Source organism: Streptomyces azureus (assembly GCF_001270025.1).
In the GTDB taxonomy this organism is placed as follows: Bacteria; Actinomycetota; Actinomycetes; order Streptomycetales; family Streptomycetaceae; genus Streptomyces; species Streptomyces azureus.
Map to the genome: position 1 here is coordinate 26,358 of NZ_DF968231.1, position 17,493 is coordinate 43,850.

At 70.5% G+C, this 17,493-nt stretch carries 17 protein-coding genes and 1 pseudogene; 9 read left to right on the forward strand and 9 right to left on the reverse strand.

What is annotated here, in order from left to right:
• Positions 1-6 precede the first annotated feature (6 nt).
• The 3 genes from AOQ53_RS09560 to AOQ53_RS09570 all read left to right on the forward strand — a co-directional run bounded on the left by AOQ53_RS09560 (position 7) and on the right by AOQ53_RS09570 (position 2,439).
• A complete protein-coding gene (locus tag AOQ53_RS09560; RefSeq protein ID WP_059416564.1) occupies positions 7-1,566 on the forward strand; it encodes a glycoside hydrolase family 3 protein in 1,560 nt (519 codons plus the stop codon).
• A gap of 82 nt (positions 1,567-1,648) precedes the next feature.
• Positions 1,649-1,897 (forward strand): helix-turn-helix transcriptional regulator, encoded by a 249-nt coding sequence (locus tag AOQ53_RS09565; protein ID WP_059416565.1) that lies wholly within the window; start codon positions 1,649-1,651, stop codon positions 1,895-1,897.
• A complete protein-coding gene (locus tag AOQ53_RS09570) occupies positions 1,894-2,439 on the forward strand; it encodes a hypothetical protein (RefSeq protein ID WP_059416566.1) in 546 nt (181 codons plus the stop codon). The genes AOQ53_RS09565 and AOQ53_RS09570 overlap by 4 nt, the downstream gene beginning before the upstream one ends.
• A 186-nt stretch (positions 2,440-2,625) precedes the next feature.
• On the opposite strand, the gene nagB is transcribed toward AOQ53_RS09570, so the two are convergent.
• A complete protein-coding gene (gene nagB, locus AOQ53_RS09575; protein WP_059416567.1) occupies positions 2,626-3,411 on the reverse strand; it encodes a glucosamine-6-phosphate deaminase in 786 nt (261 codons plus the stop codon).
• Positions 3,412-3,661: 250 nt separating this feature from the next.
• Here nagB and AOQ53_RS09580 point away from each other — a divergent pair.
• A pseudogene (locus tag AOQ53_RS09580) lies at positions 3,662-4,734 on the forward strand (SIS domain-containing protein).
• Between the two features lie 164 nt (positions 4,735-4,898).
• On the opposite strand, the gene AOQ53_RS09585 reads toward AOQ53_RS09580, so the two are convergent.
• Positions 4,899-5,651 carry an SDR family oxidoreductase gene (locus tag AOQ53_RS09585; protein ID WP_059416568.1) on the reverse strand — a complete coding sequence of 251 codons (753 nt, stop codon included), beginning with the start codon at positions 5,649-5,651 and terminating at the stop codon, positions 4,899-4,901.
• A 97-nt stretch (positions 5,652-5,748) separates the two neighbouring features.
• Here AOQ53_RS09585 and AOQ53_RS09590 point away from each other — a divergent pair, with 97 nt between their 5' ends.
• Together AOQ53_RS09590 and AOQ53_RS09595 are read left to right on the forward strand one after the other, a co-directional pair.
• Entirely contained in the window at positions 5,749-6,441 is a 693-nt protein-coding gene (locus AOQ53_RS09590) for a TetR/AcrR family transcriptional regulator (protein ID WP_059416605.1), read from the forward strand.
• A gap of 385 nt (positions 6,442-6,826) precedes the next feature.
• Positions 6,827-8,293 carry a sensor histidine kinase gene (locus AOQ53_RS09595; protein WP_059416569.1) on the forward strand — a complete coding sequence of 489 codons (1,467 nt, stop codon included), beginning with the start codon at positions 6,827-6,829 and terminating at the stop codon, positions 8,291-8,293.
• A gap of 185 nt (positions 8,294-8,478) precedes the next feature.
• Here the strand turns inward: AOQ53_RS09595 and AOQ53_RS09600 are convergent, their stop codons facing one another.
• Entirely contained in the window at positions 8,479-8,736 is a 258-nt protein-coding gene (locus AOQ53_RS09600; RefSeq protein ID WP_003992873.1) for a WhiB family transcriptional regulator, read from the reverse strand.
• 318 nt (positions 8,737-9,054) lie between these two features.
• Positions 9,055-10,023, reverse strand: coding sequence for a diacylglycerol/lipid kinase family protein (locus AOQ53_RS09605; RefSeq protein WP_059416570.1), 969 nt, complete (start codon positions 10,021-10,023; stop codon positions 9,055-9,057).
• A 115-nt stretch (positions 10,024-10,138) separates the two neighbouring features.
• Between AOQ53_RS09605 and AOQ53_RS09610 the strand changes: the two genes are divergently transcribed.
• Positions 10,139-10,579 (forward strand): hypothetical protein, encoded by a 441-nt coding sequence (locus tag AOQ53_RS09610; RefSeq protein WP_059416571.1) that lies wholly within the window; start codon positions 10,139-10,141, stop codon positions 10,577-10,579.
• Between the two features lie 3 nt (positions 10,580-10,582).
• On the opposite strand, the gene AOQ53_RS09615 is transcribed toward AOQ53_RS09610, so the two are convergent.
• The 3 genes from AOQ53_RS09615 to AOQ53_RS09625 all read right to left on the reverse strand — a co-directional run bounded on the left by AOQ53_RS09615 (position 10,583) and on the right by AOQ53_RS09625 (position 12,674).
• On the reverse strand, positions 10,583-11,722 hold the full coding sequence (locus AOQ53_RS09615) for an RNA polymerase sigma factor SigF (protein WP_078945229.1): 1,140 nt from the start codon (positions 11,720-11,722) through the stop codon (positions 10,583-10,585).
• 17 nt (positions 11,723-11,739) lie between these two features.
• Complete coding sequence (locus tag AOQ53_RS09620) at positions 11,740-12,153, reverse strand: ATP-binding protein (protein WP_003992877.1); 414 nt, start codon at positions 12,151-12,153, stop codon at positions 11,740-11,742.
• 260 nt (positions 12,154-12,413) lie between these two features.
• Complete coding sequence (locus tag AOQ53_RS09625; protein WP_059416572.1) at positions 12,414-12,674, reverse strand: UBP-type zinc finger domain-containing protein; 261 nt, start codon at positions 12,672-12,674, stop codon at positions 12,414-12,416.
• Between the two features lie 60 nt (positions 12,675-12,734).
• On the opposite strand from AOQ53_RS09625, the gene AOQ53_RS09630 reads away from it, so the two are divergent.
• A complete protein-coding gene (locus tag AOQ53_RS09630) occupies positions 12,735-14,333 on the forward strand; it encodes a Na+/H+ antiporter (RefSeq protein ID WP_059416573.1) in 1,599 nt (532 codons plus the stop codon).
• Positions 14,334-14,372: 39 nt separating this feature from the next.
• Here AOQ53_RS09630 and AOQ53_RS09635 read toward each other — a convergent pair whose 3' ends face one another.
• Both AOQ53_RS09635 and AOQ53_RS09640 read right to left on the reverse strand, forming a co-directional pair.
• Positions 14,373-15,281: a 1-aminocyclopropane-1-carboxylate deaminase/D-cysteine desulfhydrase gene (locus AOQ53_RS09635; RefSeq protein ID WP_059416574.1), complete on the reverse strand. Its 909-nt coding sequence runs from the start codon at positions 15,279-15,281 to the stop codon at positions 14,373-14,375.
• Between the two features lie 10 nt (positions 15,282-15,291).
• A complete protein-coding gene (locus AOQ53_RS09640; protein ID WP_059416575.1) occupies positions 15,292-15,756 on the reverse strand; it encodes a DUF6010 family protein in 465 nt (154 codons plus the stop codon).
• 293 nt (positions 15,757-16,049) lie between these two features.
• Here AOQ53_RS09640 and AOQ53_RS09645 point away from each other — a divergent pair, with 293 nt between their 5' ends.
• On the forward strand, positions 16,050-17,456 hold the full coding sequence (locus AOQ53_RS09645) for a family 2B encapsulin nanocompartment shell protein (RefSeq protein WP_059416576.1): 1,407 nt from the start codon (positions 16,050-16,052) through the stop codon (positions 17,454-17,456).
• Positions 17,457-17,493: the final 37 nt, after the last annotated feature.

A 17,493-nucleotide genomic window follows, 5' to 3' on the forward strand; every position in this document is an offset into this window, starting at 1 on the left:
CACCCCATGACGACACTCGCCAGCGGTACCGGCACGCTCACCCGTGACGCCCTGACGGTCCTCCAGCCCGGCTTCACCGGAACCACCGCCCCCGACTGGCTGCTGCGCCGGCTCGGCGAGGGCCTCGCCTCCGTCGGCCTGTTCGGCCGCAACATCGCCTCACCCGGCCAACTGACCGCGCTGACCGCGCAGCTGCGGGCCGAGCGCGACGACGTCCTGGTCGCGATCGACGAGGAGGGCGGTGACGTGACGCGTCTGGAGGTGCGGACCGGCTCCTCCTTCCCGGGCAACCACGCCCTCGGCGCGGTGGACGACGTGGAGCTGACGCGAGAGGTCGCCCGCGAACTGGGCCGCCGTCTCGCGGCCTGCGGCGTGAACCTCAACTGGGCCCCGTCCGCCGACGTGAACTCCAACCCGCGCAACCCGGTGATCGGTGTCCGCTCCTTCGGCGCCGACACCGAACTGGCCGCCCGGCACACCGCGGCCTATGTGACGGGCCTCCAGTCCGCCGGAGTCGCCGCCTGCACCAAGCACTTCCCCGGCCACGGAGACACGGCCGTCGACTCCCACCACGCCCTCCCGCGCATCGACGTCCCCGCGGATGTGCTGACCGACCGCGAGCTGGCCCCGTTCCGCGCGGCCATCGCCGCCGGCAGCCGGGCTGTGATGAGCGCCCACATCCTCGTCCCGGCCCTGGACCCCGACCGCCCGGCCACCCTCTCCCGCCGCATCCTGACCGGCCTGCTGCGCGGCGACCTCGGCTACGAAGGCCTCATCGTCACCGACGGCATGGAAATGCGGGCCATCGCGGGCACCTACGGCATCGAACGCGGCAGCGTCCTCGCCGTCGCCGCCGGTGCCGACGCGATCTGCGTGGGCGGCGGCCTGGCCGACGACGCGACCGTACGGCGTCTGCGGGACGCCCTGGTCGCGGCGGTACGCGCGGGTGAACTGCCGCAGGAACGCCTGGCCGAGGCCGCGGACCGGGTCCGGGCGCTGGCCCGCTGGGCGAGCACGGCCGGCCACACACCCGGGGAAACACGCGGCAGCGAGATCGGCCTGCACGCCGCCCGCCGCGCCCTCACGGTCACCGCCGCCCCGGGCCTGGGGAGCCCGCAGACCTTCGAGCCCCTTACCGAACCGCCCTTCGTCGCCGCCCTCACCCCCGTCGCCAACATCGCGGTGGGCGACGAGACCCCCTGGGGCATCGCCGCCGAACTCGTCCACCTCCTGCCGGGCACGGTGACGGGCAGCTTCTCCGCCGAGGACGGCAAGGAGGAGAGCGGCAAGGCGGCGGACGGCAACGAGAGCGATGCCGGTGACAGCGCCGGACGGGCGGCCCTTCAGGCAGCCGGGGCGCGCCGCATCGTCGCCGTCGTCCGCGACGAACACCGCCACCCCTGGATGGCCTCGGCCCTCGACACCCTGCTGGCCGCCCGCCCCGACACCATCGTGGTCGAAATGGGTGTCCCCCAGGCCGCACCCCGCGGCGCCCTGCACATCGCCACCCACGGCGCGGCCCGCGTCTGCGGCCGGGCGGCGGCCGAGGTGATCGCCGGGTTGTAGGCGGGTGGCACGGCGAGTCGTCGAAGCGGGTCGCAAGGATGCAGGGTTGTGAAGGTGCCTCCGAATGTAGTACTTCTTATACATGAGTGAGCAGGTGCACAATAGGTTGGCCATGGTGCGTGCCGAACGGAAGGTGTCGCGTCAGAGCCTGGCCGAGGCAGTGGGAGCCCACTACCAGACCATCGGCTACATCGAGCGAGGGCAGTACAACCCGAGCCTCGACCTGGCACTGAAGATCTCGAAGTTCTTCAATCTGCCGGTCGAGGCCCTGTTCTCCCTCGAACCGTTCCGGCCGCTCACGGACGAGGTCTACGGGAGGAACCAGCCATGACGACGACACGATTGACCCGCTACGACCGGAGCATGCTGCGACTCATGAACGACCGTCGCGGCCAGGCCTGGTACGCCACGGCGGCACGCCGACGTCTGGCCGTCGCCGCGCACATCACCCTCACCGTGGCCATCGGCGCGCTGATGACCCACTTCTTCCTCGCCGAGGGCGAGCCGCTGTGGCCGGTCGCCGCGATGGCGGTGCTGCTGCTTCCCTGGATGGTCGCGACCGGGATCATCAACGGCGCCACCCGGGGCCTGCTGGAGCTGCGCGAACACGTGCTGGACGAGAGGCAGTCGGCCGAACGCAGCCGCGTCCTGGCCCGGGCCCACCGCATGACCACGCTGCTCCTGGCCGCGACGGCGGTCGCTCTGCTGATCACAGGCGGTGTCGACGGCAACGCCCCGAAGGCCTACGCGGCACCCCTCCTCATCGCCGTCCTCGTCGTCCACTGGGTCATGCCGCTGTGGGTGGCCGGCCTGCGGGCCGAGGACGAGCCGGCCGACGACGAGGCCCTTGAGGCAGGAGCGCTCGGCCGCTAGGTGTATTGACCTGAAGCGTGTGCACACGGCTGATCGGTGGGTGACCGCCGGTGCCGTGTGGCCGCGGTGGTCGCTGTAGGTGTACAGGAAGTCTGCCAGGGCGGCAGTGGGTTCGTCGGCGCTGGTGCAGGGCCGCAGATGCGCGTGCCGGGCCCCGCGGCTGCGACCTGGTTCAAACGGCAGGCCCTAGATACCCTGCCACTCCGGCTTGTTGGCGTAGGTGTACCGGAAGTAGTCCGCCAGCTTCAGCTTCGACGCGGCGGCCTCGTCGATCACGACGGTCGCATGCGGGTGGAGCTGGAGCGCGGACGCGGGGCACACCGCGGCGACCGGTCCCTCCACCATCGCCGCGACCGCGTCCGCCTTGCCCTCACCGGTGGCGAGCAGCACCAGGTGCCGGGCCTCCAGGATCGTGCCGATGCCCTGCGTGATCACGTGGTGCGGCACCTGGTCGATGTCGCCGTCGAAGAAGCGCGCGTTGTCGATCCGGGTCTGCTCCGTCAGCGTCTTGATCCGCGTCCGCGACGCCAGCGACGAACACGGCTCGTTGAACCCTATGTGCCCGTCGGTCCCGATCCCGAGCAGCTGAAGGTCCACACTCCCGGCATCCACGAGCGCCTTGTCGTACGCCTCGCATGCCCCCTGCACGTCCTCGGCCGTGCCGTCCGGCCCCATGAACTGGTCCATCCCGATCCCGAGCGGTTCCAGCACCTCACGCCACAGCACCGAGCGGTACGACTCCGGATGATCGGCAGGCAGCCCCACGTACTCGTCGAGCTGGGCTATCCGCGCCTGCGCGACCTCCACGGCACCGGACCGCACCCTGGCCGCCAGCGCCTGGTACACGGGCAGCGGCGTCGAGCCGGTCGCCACGCCGAGCAGGGCGTCGGGCTTGCGCCGGAGCAGCTGGGCCATGGCCTCGGCGATGAGCTCGCCGCCCGCCCTGGCGTCCGGAACGATGACAACTTCCACGCTGGGCCTGCCGATCTGAGAGGGATGCTCAACTTGGGACCGGACCCGGGAGGGGTCGTGTGGTTTAGACCAATCTAACAGAGCGGTGGCGTCGCTCCCAGGGTGAATGCCGCCGGTCCCACAGGGGCAGCGGCCCGGTGCCGGCCAGGCCTCCGGCAGGTGAACAGAGCCAATCCCGCGTGGGCGTTCCGCGGTGCGGGGGAGTGCAATGGGAGCTGCATCTGCCCGCGTCCCCGGAAGGAGCCCCGCCATGACCGCCGCCGCCACTCCGGACACCCTCAGCGAGCGCCCGGGCCGGATCATGGCCCGGGAGATGGCGGAACAGCCCGCCGTCCTGCGCCGGATCCTGGCCGACGGCGCCCCAGCCATCCGGGACGTGGCGCGGCGGATCGCCGCCCGTGCTCCCCGCTTCGTCCTGCTGACCGCCCGCGGCACCTCCGACAACGCCGCCCTCTATGCCAAGTACCTCCTGGAGATCCGGCTCGGCCTGCCCTGCGGACTCACCTCGATGTCCACCACCACGGCCTACGGCGCCCGGCCCGACCTCACGGATGTCCTCGTCGTCACCGTCAGTCAGTCCGGCGGCTCTCCGGACCTGGTCGCCTCGACCGGGCCGCCCGCGAGGCCGGCGCGATCACGCTCGCCGTCACCAACAACCCGGACTCACCGCTCGCCGGCGTCTCCGAGTACCACATCGACTTCATGGCCGGTCCGGGGAAGGCCCTCCCCGCGACCAAGACGAACACCGCCTCCCTCCTCGCGCTCTACCTGTTCGTCGAGGGCCTGCGCGGCGGTGACGGCGCGCCCGCCCAGGTGCTGCCGGACCTCGCCGAGCGGCTGCTCGCCCGGCAGGACGAGGTGCGCGCCCTCGCCGCCCGCTACCGCTTCGCCGAGCGCATGCTGATCACCTCGCGCGGCTACGGCTACCCCACGGCCAAGGAGGCCGCCCTCAAGCTGATGGAGACCAGCTACATCCCCGCCCTCTCCTACTCCGGCGCCGACCTGCTGCACGGACCGCTCGCCATGGTCGACAACGTCTCCCCGGTCATCGACGTGGTCACCGACGGCAGGGGCGGCGAAGCGCTCCAGCCGGTCCTGGACCGGCTGCGTGGCCGAGGTGCCGACCTGGTCGTCATCGGCCCCAGGCATCAGGTCGAGCAGGCGTCGGCCGGCTTCGCCCTGCCGACGGACGACGTGGCCGAGGAGGTCCAGCCCGTCCTGGAGATCATTCCCCTCCAGCTCCTGGCCTATGAGGTCACCATCGCCCGAGGCCAGGACCCGGACGCGCCTCGTGCGCTGGCGAAGGTGACGGAGACTCGCTGAGGCCAGGACGGGGTGATGGTGACTCGCTGATGACCGGGGCGGGGCGATGGACAGTCGCTGAGGGCCATGGCGTGGTGACGGAGCCCCCTGAGGACCAGGGTGTGGTGACGCAGTTCGCTGGTGCCGTCGGCGCAGCTGGGACCCCCGACTGCGTGCCGGCGCCTCTATGTGAGCGAACCCCCCGTCACATCCACCCAGCTCCCTGTGACCCACCGCCCCCCGTCCGAGACGAGGAACGCCACCACGTCGGCGACTTCGGCCGGCTCGCCCACTCCGCCCAGCGCCGATATCGCCGCGGCCTTCGCCCAGCCGTCGGCAGTGCCCCGCAGCAGCCGGGCCGTGTTGTCCGTGTCGATGATCCCCGGCGCCACCGAGTTCACCGTGACGCCCCGAGGGCCCAGCACCTTGGACAGGTCTCGCGTGAGGACGTCCAGCGCGCCCTTCGTCATCGCGTACGCCATGTTGTCCGGCATCACGGCGGTCCGCGCCAAGCCTGACGAGATGTTGACGACCCGGCCGCCGTCCCGCAGCCGGCTCATGCCCTGCTTGAGGATGAAGAACGGCGCCTTCACGTTCACCGCGAAGACCTTGTCGTACTCCTGCTCGTCCAGCTCCTGGATCGGCCGCGTGTTGCCGATCCCCGCGTTGTTCACCAGGATGTCCAGCCCGTCCGCATGCCGGTCGAACTCCGCCCACAACGCCTCGGCGTCCCCCGGTACGCCCAGCTCCACGCCCACCGCGAACGCCGAGCCGCCCGCCGACTCGATCGCCGCGACCGTCTCCTTCGCCGCCGTCTCGTTCCTGCCGTAGTGCACCCCGACCCGCGCGCCGTCGCGCCCCAGCCGCTCGGCGATCCCGCGCCCGATGCCCCTGCTCGCCCCCGTGACGAGTGCCGTCCTGCCCGTGAGCACGCCCATGGCGACGCCCCCTTCGCATTTAACTAGTGGTCGCTACAGAAATGACCGTACCGCACCCCATAGCCATTTCTCTAGTGCCCGCTATAAAATGCACTCCATGGTGAACGACGACGGGGCCACGAGGGGCGAGCGGCACGGAACCGCGCAGGCCGAGAGGCCCGGAGCCTCCACGGGCAAGGTCAAGGGGAGGCCTCGCGGCCGCCCCCGCTCCTTCGATCGCGAGACCGCGCTGGAGAAGGCGCTCCTGGCCTTCTGGGAGCACGGCTACGAGGCCACGTCCGTCTCCGACCTCACCCGTGTCATGGACATAGGTGCCCCCAGTCTCTACGCGGCCTTCGGGGACAAGCAGTCCCTCTTCGAGGAGGTCGTACAGGTCTACGGCACGAGGTACGGCTCGTTCACCGACCGGGCCCTCGCCGAGGAGCCCACCGCCCGGGCCGCCGTCGAGCGCATGCTGCGCGAGGCCGCCACCGCGTACACGGAACCCGGCCACCCGCACGGCTGCCTCGTCGTCCATGCCGCCGCAAACTGCTCGACGCCCGAGGTCGAACAGTCGCTGCGGGATCGCCGTAACGCCAGCATCGCCGCGTTCGAGAGCCGCATCAGAGCTGACGTCGCCGCCGGCGTGCTGCCCCCCGGCACCGATGCCGCCGCCCTGGCCCGCCATACCGGAGCCATGATCCAGGGCATGTCGCAACAGGCGCGGGACGGGGCGAGCCGGGAGGAACTGGAGGCGGTCGCGGAAATTGCCATGTCCATCTGGCCCCGCACAGGAACCCACACGGGTTAGGCTGCCCGGAGGACGCCAGCGCGTCCGATCCGTCGGAGAATTAACAACAACGAACAGCCTCCAACGCATGGACACCTAAGAGTGGTCTAGTCCACAATGCGTGACGAGAGCGCGTGTGAGCGCACATCAGCCTCCGCCTTCCCCGCACAGGAAGGCGGACAGAGGAACCGAGGCTCTCTGCCCTGACTGCCCCGGCTCCTCGCCCTTCGGCCGACCGGGACCGCACACCCCACGGCCGATACTGCTCCGGGCTGCGGTGCCGGGAGGGTTGAGGGTCCCTCTCAGGCGCCGCGGCCCGCGGGTGTTTCAGGGGACCCCTATCTGTGAGGGGCCGTACATTTCAGAGCCGTACAAACCCCCGGGTACGCTCGCTCACGTGCCCTCCATGAACGAACTCGTCCGCCAGCACACCGCCCTCGACGACACCGATCTCGAGTGGCTCCACCTGCTGGTCTCGGAGTGGCAGCTGCTCTCCGACCTCTCCTTCGCCGACCTGGTGCTGTGGGTCCCCACCAGCGATGGCACGCGGTACGTGTCCGTCGCGCAGATGCGGCCCAACACCGGTCCGACGTCCTACCAGGACGACATGGTGGGCCACCTCGTCCCGCGTGGCCGCCGCCCGATGCTCGACGCCGCCCTCGACGAGGGCCGCATCGTGCGCGAGGGGGACCCCGAGTGGCGCGAAGAGGTCCCCGTCCGGGTCGAGTCGATCCCCGTACGGCGGGAGGGGCGCGTCCTCGGTGTCATCGCGCGCAACACCAATCTCCTCACCGTGCGCACCCCGAGCCGCCTGGAGCTCACCTACCTTCAGAGCGCCTCCGACCTCGCGCAGATGATCGCGGCCGGCGCCTTCCCGTTCGCGAACCAGCAGCTCGACATGGACGCCTCGCCCCGGGTGGGTGACGGACTGGTCCGGCTCGACGCCGACGGCATCGTCCAGTACGCCTCCCCGAACGCGCTGTCCGCCTACCACCGCCTCGGCCTCGCCTCCGACCTCGTCGGCCAGCACCTGGGCAGGACCACCGCCGAACTCGCCCCGACCCTGGGCCCGGTGGACGAAGCGCTCGCCAAGGTCGCCAGCGGCTGGGCGCCCCGCGAGTTCGAGATCGAGGCCAGCGAGGGGGTCATCCAGTTCCGCGCGATCCCCCTCAAACCCAAGGGCACCCGCATCGGCTCGCTGGTCCTCCTCCGTGACGTCACCGAACTCCGCCGCCGCGAACGCGAGTTGATCACCAAGGACGCGACGATCCGGGAGATCCACCACCGCGTCAAGAACAACCTCCAGACGGTGGCGGCCCTGCTCCGCCTCCAGGCCCGGCGCATCGAGTCCGACCGCGGCCGCGAGGCCCTGGAGGAAGCGGTGCGACGCGTCGGGTCGATTGCGATCGTGCACGAGACGCTCTCCCAGAACCTGGACGAGCGCGTGGAGTTCGACGACATCGCCGACCGCGTCCTGGCGATGGTCGCGGAGATCTCCCCGGGCAAGGTCACGGGCCGGCGCACCGGCCGCTTCGGCATCCTCGACGCCGAGGTCGCCACCCCGCTTTCGATGGTGCTGACCGAAGTTCTGCAGAACGCGCTGGAGCACGGCTTCCGCGAGGGCGACACCGGCACGGTCGAGGTGTCGGCGGTCCGCGGCGGTACGACCAAGGAGGCCCGCCTGCTGGTCACCGTCCAGGACGACGGGGTCGGCCTGCCGGACGGCTTCGATCCGCAGACCGCGGGCAACCTCGGACTCCAGATTGTACGAACCCTGGTGGAGGGCGAGTTGGGGGGAACGTTCGACATGGTTCCGGCCCCGGAGCGCGGCACCCGCGTGATCCTGGACATCCCGGTGCCGACGCGGAAGTAGGAAGCGTCCAGCTGGATCAGGCCCCTGAAAAGCATTGAGCCCCGGGCCATCAAGTGGCCCGGGGCTAAAGCTCGTTGCTGCTTAACTCAAGCGCATCGGGGGAACTGCGCGCTGCGGCTCGGGGGCGGGAGATGCGTACTCGCTGTACGCGCCGCCAAGCTCAGGCTGTCAGCAGGGGTGGGTTGTCAGGCGGAGGCCTGACGGGCCCGGTTGCGGGCGGCACGGCGCTTCATGGCGCGGCGCTCGTCCTCGCTGAGACCACCCCAGACGCCGGAGTCCTGGCCGGACTCGAGCGCCCACTGCAGACACTGCTCGATCACCGGGCAGCGACGGCAGACGGCCTTGGCTTCCTCGATCTGCAGCAGCGCAGGACCGGTGTTGCCGATGGGGAAGAAGAGCTCGGGGTCTTCCTCGCGGCAAACGGCGTTGTGACGCCAGTCCATGGCTGCTACCTCTCCTTGGTATTACGTGCAGGTGCTTGTGAATGTGAACGCTTTCACGAATCCCTCAACAAGTGAAGGGCCGACCGCCAGTTCCCTGGCGTGGGTCCTGTGAATTGAAGAGGGGTTCTGGTGATCAGTGGAGGCCGGTGTTGCGGGCCGTCCCGATCGCCACGTAGAGACTCGCAAACCTCAGCGGCGGATACAACCCCTTCTGGAAAGTTTTTTTTGATTCTTCGGTGTCGACTAGGTCACAGCCGTACTTCCATGGGGTGGACCCTGGCCTAAACGTTCGAGTGAAAGGACTTTAGCCAGTTCTGCTCACACAATCACACGCAGTGCACGGCGTACGCCTGTGAACGTCACGCTTGTTCGCAGGCCCAGGTGGTCACCGTCCATCTGGAGGGGCAGCGGCGCCTTCGAATGCAAGGTGAACTCGGTCAAATCGTGCAGAGAGGTGGCGTGCTTGCCGCGGGGTCCGCGCTCGGGGGACGAAGTGAGCAACTGGGTGCCATACCGGGCAACGGCCGCAGTGGACAGCCGGCTGAGGCCGAAGAGATCGAGGCCGGTATCGAACGAGGCCTTAGGTGCCGCGTAGATCGGGCGATTCCCCAGAAACGTCCACGGGGAGGTGTTCGAGACTATGGACAGCACCAGATCGGTGACCGGATCCTCGCCGGCCCGCTCCAGCGTGATCGTGCCGTGCCGACGGTTCGGCTCGCCGAGGAGCTGGCGCACGACCTGGCGTACGTAAAGAGCGTGTGTGGATTTCCGGCCGCGCTCGCGGTGCTGCTCGACCCGGCCGACCACACCGGCGTCGAAGCCGAGGCCCGCGTTGAAGGTGAACCAGCGTGAGGGCACCGCCTCGTCCTCCGTGCCCGGTGTGCCGGAGGTCAGGCCCAGGCCGACGGTACGTTCACTGCCGTCGCGCAGGGCGTCCAGCAGAGCGCCGGTGGCTTCCACCGCGTCGTTGGGCAGGCCCAGGGCGCGGGCGAAGACATTGGTGGAGCCGCCCGGGACCACGGCGAGGCGGGGGAGGTGTCCCGGGGCGGGGCCTGCGTGCAGGAGGCCGTTGACGACCTCGTTGACCGTGCCGTCGCCGCCGAGGGCCACCACGAGGTCGATGTCGTCGCTCTCCGCCGCGTGCCGACCGAGGTCGCGCGCGTGGCCGCGGTACTCGGTGGTGACCGCTTCCAGCTTCATCTCACTGGCGAGCGCGTGGATCAGTACGTCGCGTGTGCGCGCACTTGTGGTGGTTGCCGCCGGATTGACCACGAGAAGTGCACGCATGACTGGCAGCGTACCTACTGGGTGGTACCTGGCCCAGACCGAGGTAGGGATCAGGTAAGAGAGCGGGGGTGAACCTCGCCACGAGGGGCGCGCAGCCGAGGGCTACCCTTCAGGGGTGAGCAGTGAGCAGACCCCCGCCACCCCGGACAACACCGGTCCCCGCCCGCGGCGTCTGACGTACGCCGCGCTGCTGGCCGCACTGGAGGGGCTGGCGCTGGTCGTCGGCGGCGTGTGGATGCTCGTCCTCGGGCTCACCGGCGAGCCGGACAACCGCCAGCAGGCCGTGACCGGGGGCGTCACGCTCGTGGTGCTCGCGCTGCTGCCGCTGCTCGCCGCGCGCGGGCTGCTCGGCCGCCGCAGCTGGAGCCGAGGCCCGGCCGTCATCACCCAGATCATGGCGCTGCCGGTGGCCTACAACCTGCTCCAGGCCGACAGCATGGCCATTCCGGCCGGGATCGCCCTCGCGGTCGTGGCCGTAGCGGCGCTCGTCCTGCTCATGAACCCCGAGACGACCCGGGCCCTCGGGATCCGCGGGCCCGGCAACGTACAGAAGTAGCCGTCACTCCTCGACGAGGAGCTTCTCCCGGAGCTGGGCGAGTGTGCGCGCCAGCAGCCGCGAGACGTGCATCTGGGAGATGCCGACCTCCTGCGCGATCTGCGACTGGGTCATGTTGCCGAAGAAGCGCAGCAGCAGGATCCGCTTCTCACGCGGAGGGAGGTCCTCCAGCAGCGGCTTGAGGGACTCCCGGTACTCCACGCCCTCCAGCGCCTCGTCCTCCGCGCCGAGGGTGTCGGCGACCGCCGGGGACTCGTCGTCGGTGTCGGGGACGTCCAGGGACAGCGTGGAGTACGCGTTGGCGGACTCCAGGCCCTCCAGGACCTCCTCCTCCGAGATCGCCAGCTTCTCGGCGAGTTCGTGGACCGTGGGAGAGCGGCCGTGCAGTTGCGAGAGCTCGGCCGTGGCCGTGGTCAGGGAGAGGCGCAGCTCCTGGAGCCGGCGCGGGACGCGCACCGCCCAGCCCTTGTCGCGGAAGTGCCGCTTGATCTCGCCGACGACCGTCGGGGTCGCGTACGTGGAGAACTCCACTCCGCGGTCCGGGTCGAAGCGGTCGACCGATTTGATCAGCCCGATCGTGGCGACCTGGGTGAGGTCGTCGAGCGGCTCGCCGCGGTTGCGGAAGCGGCGTGCGAGATGCTCCACGAGCGGCAGGTGCATACGGACGAGCTGATTGCGCAGCTCCGCGTACTCGGGGCTGCCATTGTTCAGCGTGCGCAGTTTGAGGAACATCTCGCGCGCCCCGCTGCGGTCCGGGGAGCCGTGCGCACCCTGTGCGTGGCGTGCGCGCGGCGCTTCTTCCTCGGAGTGTCGCTCGTGCTCGCTCATCGTCCCGCCCGTCGCCCTTCCCCGAGCCCTCGCCTCCTCCGCCACTCCCGACTTCGCGCGAGTGGGGGGACCCCCCTGGGCAGGAGGTGCCGCGATCCCTCCGCCCGGAGGCGCGCTCCGCACGGCACCGTCCTGGTTCCGCTGCCCGCCGCCCGGGAGGACGGCCTCAGCGGAGTCGTCCTCCGGATGCGGGCGGGCCTGCTCGGGGATGCCGTCGATGCCGTCCGCCATGTGCCGGGTCACGGCCGGACCGCACGGGTCCGTGGCCGTGCCCTCGGCCGGCAGCTCTCGTGTGCCGCGCTCTTCGTCCCGCACCGGCCCGTCCTCTTTCCTCACGCCGGCCCGGGTCCCGCGCCGCGCTGTTTGTAGAGGCTGATCGAAACGGTTTTGTCCTTGTCCACGGCGGAGGAGACCTTGCCCGCGAGAGCGGACAGGACCGTCCAGGCGAAGGTGTCCCGCGAGGGGGCATGACCATCGGTGGTCGGCGCCGAGACGGTGACCTCGAGTGAGTCGTCGACGAGGCGGAAGACACAGCTGAGCACGGAGCCGGGCACGGCCTGCTGAAGCAGGATCGCGCAGGCCTCGTCCACGGCGATGCGCAGGTCCTCGATCTCGTCGAGGGTGAAGTCCAAACGGGCCGCGAGACCGGCCGTGGCCGTACGCAGCACCGACAGGTAGGCACCCGCAGCCGGCAGCCGGACTTCCACGAAGTCCTGCGTCGCGGGCTCGCCTGCGATCTGGGACACCCTCACCTCCATGGTGGTACAAGTGTTTCAGGGCCGAGGGTCGCCCCCCGGGGTAACGCGATACATGGTTCAGCGGTGACGCTACCGCGCTCTCAACAGTCCTGTCCCCGGGACCCCAACCCCTTGCCGTCACTCACAGTAAACCTGTGGATACGCTCCGTGTCTAGAGGTTCTGCGGGCCCAAATGGGAAGAGCGTGCGCCGGGTTGACGTACCCAGACGTCAGACGGTCGAACCGTCCCGCGCCGGGGTCCTGTCGAGTCACACCAGGACATGATCGACGAAGCACCACCGCCAAGTCTCCCCGGGCTCGTGGGTCCGCATCACGGGATGCCCGGATTCCTTGTGGTGCTCCGCCGCGTGCCGCCCCGGCGAGGAGTCGCAGCAGCCGACGTGACCGCAGCTCAGGCACAGCCGTAGTTGCACCGGATCCATGCCCTCCGCCAGGCACTCCGGACACGTCTCGCTGAGCGGGACGGGTTCGGAGTGAGGCAGCGCCTCGGCGTGCGTGCACTGTTTCATGATTGCCAGGTTACGACGGCCGCGAAGACCGCGTGGAAAAAATGAGGGCGGGCGAGAACGATGGACGTGATGCCACTGCTGCTGCTGGTGGCGGGCAGCGCCGCGATCGCCGCGGCGGCCAGGCGCACCGCGGTGCCTGCGCCACTGCTGCTGGTGGCCGTCGGGCTGGCGGTCAGCTCCGTCCCCGGGGTGCCGGACTACACCCTCGACCCGCACATCGTCCTGCCGCTCCTGCTGCCCCCGCTGCTGCACACGGCTGCCACCGACAGCTCGTACCTCGACCTGCGGGCGCAGCTGCGGCCGGTGGCGCTGCTGTCCGTCGGGTACGTGCTGTTCGCGACCTTCGTCGTCGGCTGGGCGCTGTACCTGATCGTGCCGGACCTGCCGCTGACCGCGGCCCTGGTCTTCGGCGCGGTGGTGGCGCCGCCGGACGCGGTCGCGGCGACGGCCGTGGCCCGCCGGGTCGGACTGCCGTCGCGGATCACCACGATCCTCCAGGGCGAGTCCCTGCTGAACGACGCCACCGCGATCACCGCCTACCGGGTGGCCCTGGCCGCCGCCGTCGGCGAGGGCGCGGCCTGGGCCGGGGGCATCGGCGAGTTCCTGCTCGCGGCGATCGGCGGCGTCGTGGTCGGGCTCGTGCTGATGGCGCCGATCCACTGGCTGCGCACGCACGTGAAGGAGGCGCTGTTCCAGAACACGCTCTCCCTGCTGACCCCGTTCGTCGCGTACGCCGTCGCCGAGCAGGTGCACGCCTCCGGTGTCATCGCGGTCGTGGTCGTCGCGCTCTACCTGGGACACCGCGCGTGGGAGGTCGACTTCGCCACGCGTCTGCAGGAGGAGGCGGTGTGGAAGATGGTCGCCTTCGTCCTGGAGTCGGCGGTGTTCGCGCTGATCGGACTCCAGCTGCCGGTGGTGCTGAGGGGCCTCGGGGAGTACGAGGGGGTCCTGGCCGCCTCGTACGCGGTCGCCGTCTTCCTGGTGGTCGTCGCGGCCCGGTTTGCGTGGGTGTACCCGGCGACCTTCCTGCCGCGGCTGCTGTCCGCCCGGATCCGGGAACGGGAGGCGAGTCCGACGTGGAAGGGGCCGTTCGTCGTCGCGTGGGCCGGTATGCGGGGCGTGGTCTCGCTCGCCATCGCCTTCTCGATCCCGCTCACCCTGCACGACGGCGAGGAGCCCTTCCCGCACCGCAACCTCATCCTCTTCCTGACCTTCACGACCGTCATCGGGACGCTGGTCGTACAGGGGCTGACCCTGCCCCCGCTGATCCGTCTGCTGAAGTTCCCCGGGCGGGACGCACAGGCCGAGACACTGGCCGAGGCCAACGCCCAGGCGCAGGCTTCCCGGGCCGCAGAGCGGCGCCTGGACGAACTCCTGACCGACGAGCGCAACGCCCTGCCCGCGCCGCTCGCAGACCGGCTCCGCACCGTCCTGGAGCGCCGCCGCAACGCCGTCTGGGAACGGCTCGGGCAGGCCAACCCGGTCACCGGGGAGTCCGTCGACGACACCTACCGGCGGCTGTCTCGGGAGATGATCAGCGCCGAGCGCGAGGTGTTCGTCAAGCTCCGGGACGCCCGGTACATCGACGACGAGATGCTGCGGACGCTGCTGCGCAGGCTGGACCTGGAGGAGGCGGCGGCCTTCCGGGAGACGGCGTAGAGGCGGGAGGGGCGGACGGCGCGGGCGCGCTGCCGGGCCTCACGGGAAGGGGCGGCCGGTGACCACGGCCGCCACCGTCGTCCCGCGCGGAAAGGCTCCTTCGCCGGCCAGGGCGACGAGCCCGTGGAGCAGCTTGGCGACATACAGGCGCTCGACGGGCAGTCCGTGGCGGTGCTCGAAGTCCGTGGCGAAGGAGTCGAGCTCGTCGGGCACGCGCGCGTAGCCTCCGAAGTGGAAGCGGTCGTCGAGGCTCCAGGTGCCGCGCGGACCGCCGAAGGCCTGGTGCTGCAAGGCCCTGACGTCGGCGGCCAGGAAGCCGCCCTTGAGGACCGGGACACCCAGGGCACGTTGCCCGGGGGCGAGACCGGCGGCCAGTCCGGCCAGTGTGCCGCCGGTGCCGCAGGCCACGGCGATGACATCGGCTTGGCCGCGCAGTTCGGCGCCGAGCGCCCGGCAGCCGCGTACCGCCTCCGCGTTGCTGCCGCCCTCGGGGACGACGTACGCCTCCTCGGCGTCCGCCGCGCGCAGGATCGCGGCCAGGGTCCGCGGATCGGACTTGCGGCGGTACGTCGCCCTGTCGACGAAGTGCAGCCGCATGCCGTCGGCCGTACAGCGGGTCAGTGAGGGGTTGAGGGGCCTGGCGGCCAGTTCCTCGCCGCGTACGACGCCGACCGTGCGGATGCCGAGCAACCGGCCGGCCGCGGCCGTGGCGCGCAGGTGGTTGGAGTAGGCGCCGCCGAAGGTGACGACGGTACGGCCGGCCGCCGCCGCGAGGTTCGGGGCCAGCTTGCGCCACTTGTTGCCGATCAGCTCCGGGTGGATCAGGTCGTCCCGCTTCAGCGCCAACCGGACGCCGTGGCGCTCGAACCGGTCGTCCACGACCTCCCGCACCGGCGAGGGCAGCCGCGGGCGCAGTGCGGCGAATGCGAAGGTGTCGGGGCTGGTCACCGGGCCATTGTCACCCGGGAGTGGGGGAGGGGGACTCGGGACTGACGCCTTCGCGCGAGCCCGGGCCGGGCTGCGGCTGCCCGGACCGACGGCGCTCGCGCACGAGGTCGATGAGGGACGGGCCGCCCCGCAGGCACCAGAGTGCGATCACCGGGTCGCAGATCGCGCAGCCCAGGGAGGAGGTGTGGGCGAAGGGGATGATCGGGTCGCCCTTGATGTGGTGCACGATGTCCCACACCGTGTGCAGCAGCCAGCCGATGCCGATCCACGTCCACGACTCCAGGCCGCGGAAGGCGACGTAGGCGAGCAGCGCGGTGAAGGGGAACTCCCAGCCGCCCATGCCGCCGCCGCTGAGGTACGCCGCGCCGGCACCGGCGACCATGACCGCGTTCAGGCGCCGCCGGTGCGGTTCGCGGACGAGGGACATCAACAGGGCGTAGAGGATGCCGATGCCGATCGGCGCGATGTACTCCATGGACAGGCCGTCTCCGGGGTCGGTGGGAGGGACGGGTCACCACGCTAGGTCCGGTCCCGCACGCTCCCCAGCGGCACAACCGACAGGTTCCGACGGATTGTCGCCAGCCGCCCGGAACCCTGCCGCGCCGCCCCGCGAACGCCGGAGAAGCGTGCCCTCTGCCCAGTTGTACGAAGATCCATTCCCGCTCGTTCGTGTAATAGCACCGCGACGTTGAGTGAGGAAGGCTTGGTCGTGCACATCGATGCCCGAGGCATATTGGGCGTCGGTCACAACCGGGAGGGCAGTTCTCTATGTCGGTAGGCGAAGAGGTCCGCACGGAGCAGACCAAGCCGCAGCAGAGTCTCGGCACGGCGGCCGCGCGGAACCTGGCCACCACGACCAAGTCCGTGCCGCAGATGCAGGAGATCAGCTCCCGCTGGCTGCTGCGGATGCTGCCCTGGGTCGATATCCAGGGTGGTACGTACCGGGTGAACCGGCGGCTGACCTTCGCCGTGGGCGACGGCCGGCTGACGTTCGTGAAGACCGGCGACCGCGTCGAGATCATCCCCGCGGAGCTGGGTGAACTGCCGGCGCTGCGGTCGTACGAGGACGAGGAGGTGCTCTTCGAGATCGCCCGGCGCTGCGAGCAGCGGGAGATCGCCGCAGGAGAGGTGATCGCCTCGTTCGGCAGCCCGACGGACGAGGTGTACCTGCTGGCGCACGGCAGGGTGGAGAAGGTCGGCACGGGCCCGTACGGCGACGACGAGTCCCTCGGGGTCCTCGCCGACGGCGCCTACCTCGGCGACGAAGCGCTGCTGAACGGGGACGCCATCTGGGAGTACACGGCCCGGGCGCTCACCGCGTGCACCGTGCTCGTCCTGACCCGCCAGGACGTCGAGCAGATCGCGGAGCGCTCGGACTCGCTGCGCGAGCACCTCCAGCGGCGCCGCTCGATCCCCCAGCAGCGCTCCAACAAGTACGGCGAGAAGGAGATCGACCTCGCCGCCGGCCACTCCGGCGAGCCGGACATCCCGCACACGTTCGTCGACTACGAGGCCAGGCCCCGTGAGTACGAACTGAGCGTCGCCCAGACCGTCCTGCGCATCCACACGCGCGTGGCCGACCTCTACAACCAGCCCATGAACCAGACCGAGCAGCAGATCCGGCTGACGGTCGAGGCGCTGAAGGAGCGCCAGGAGCACGAGCTCGTCAACAACCGCGACTTCGGCCTTCTGCACAACTGCGAGTACGACCAGCGGATCCAGCCGCACGACGGCGTGCCCGGCCCGGACGACCTGGACGAGCTGCTCAGCAGGCGCCGCGGCACCAAACTGCTCCTCGCCCACCCGCGCGCCATCGCCGCGATCGGCCGTGAGCTCAACAAGCGCGGGCTCGTCCCCGAGACCATCGACATGGCCGGCAACCGCATCCCCACCTGGCGCGGAGTGCCGATCTTCCCGTGCAACAAGATCCCGGTGAGCCCGGAGCGGACGACGTCGATCATCGCCATGCGTACCGGCGAGAGCGACCAGGGCGTCATCGGCCTGCGGGCCTCCGGCATCCCGGACGAGATCGAGCCGAGCCTGTCGGTGCGCTTCATGGGCATCAACGAACAGGCCATCATCAAGTACCTGGTCACGGCCTACTACTCGGCCGCGGTCCTGGTACCGGACGCGCTCGGCGTCCTGGAGAACGTCGAGATCGGCCGCTGGCAGTGACGCTTCCGGTGCGGCGGCCGTGTCCGCGCCCGGCAGC

What these genes read in the sequence shown, in the direction of transcription:
- AOQ53_RS09560 (WP_059416564.1), top strand. Translation starts at nt 7, where the DNA reads ATGACGACACTCGCCAGCGGTACCGGCACGCTCACCCGTGACGCCCTG.
- AOQ53_RS09565 (WP_059416565.1), top strand. Translation starts at nt 1,649, where the DNA reads ATGAGTGAGCAGGTGCACAATAGGTTGGCCATGGTGCGTGCCGAACGG.
- AOQ53_RS09570 (WP_059416566.1), top strand. Translation starts at nt 1,894, where the DNA reads ATGACGACGACACGATTGACCCGCTACGACCGGAGCATGCTGCGACTC.
- AOQ53_RS09585 (WP_059416568.1), bottom strand. Translation starts at nt 5,651, where the DNA reads ATGGGCGTGCTCACGGGCAGGACGGCACTCGTCACGGGGGCGAGCAGG.
- AOQ53_RS09590 (WP_059416605.1), top strand. Translation starts at nt 5,749, where the DNA reads ATGGTGAACGACGACGGGGCCACGAGGGGCGAGCGGCACGGAACCGCG.
- AOQ53_RS09595 (WP_059416569.1), top strand. Translation starts at nt 6,827, where the DNA reads ATGAACGAACTCGTCCGCCAGCACACCGCCCTCGACGACACCGATCTC.
- AOQ53_RS09600 (WP_003992873.1), bottom strand. Translation starts at nt 8,736, where the DNA reads ATGGACTGGCGTCACAACGCCGTTTGCCGCGAGGAAGACCCCGAGCTC.
- AOQ53_RS09605 (WP_059416570.1), bottom strand. Translation starts at nt 10,023, where the DNA reads ATGCGTGCACTTCTCGTGGTCAATCCGGCGGCAACCACCACAAGTGCG.
- AOQ53_RS09625 (WP_059416572.1), bottom strand. Translation starts at nt 12,674, where the DNA reads ATGAAACAGTGCACGCACGCCGAGGCGCTGCCTCACTCCGAACCCGTC.
- AOQ53_RS09630 (WP_059416573.1), top strand. Translation starts at nt 12,735, where the DNA reads ATGGACGTGATGCCACTGCTGCTGCTGGTGGCGGGCAGCGCCGCGATC.
- AOQ53_RS09640 (WP_059416575.1), bottom strand. Translation starts at nt 15,756, where the DNA reads ATGGAGTACATCGCGCCGATCGGCATCGGCATCCTCTACGCCCTGTTG.
- AOQ53_RS09645 (WP_059416576.1), top strand. Translation starts at nt 16,050, where the DNA reads ATGTCGGTAGGCGAAGAGGTCCGCACGGAGCAGACCAAGCCGCAGCAG.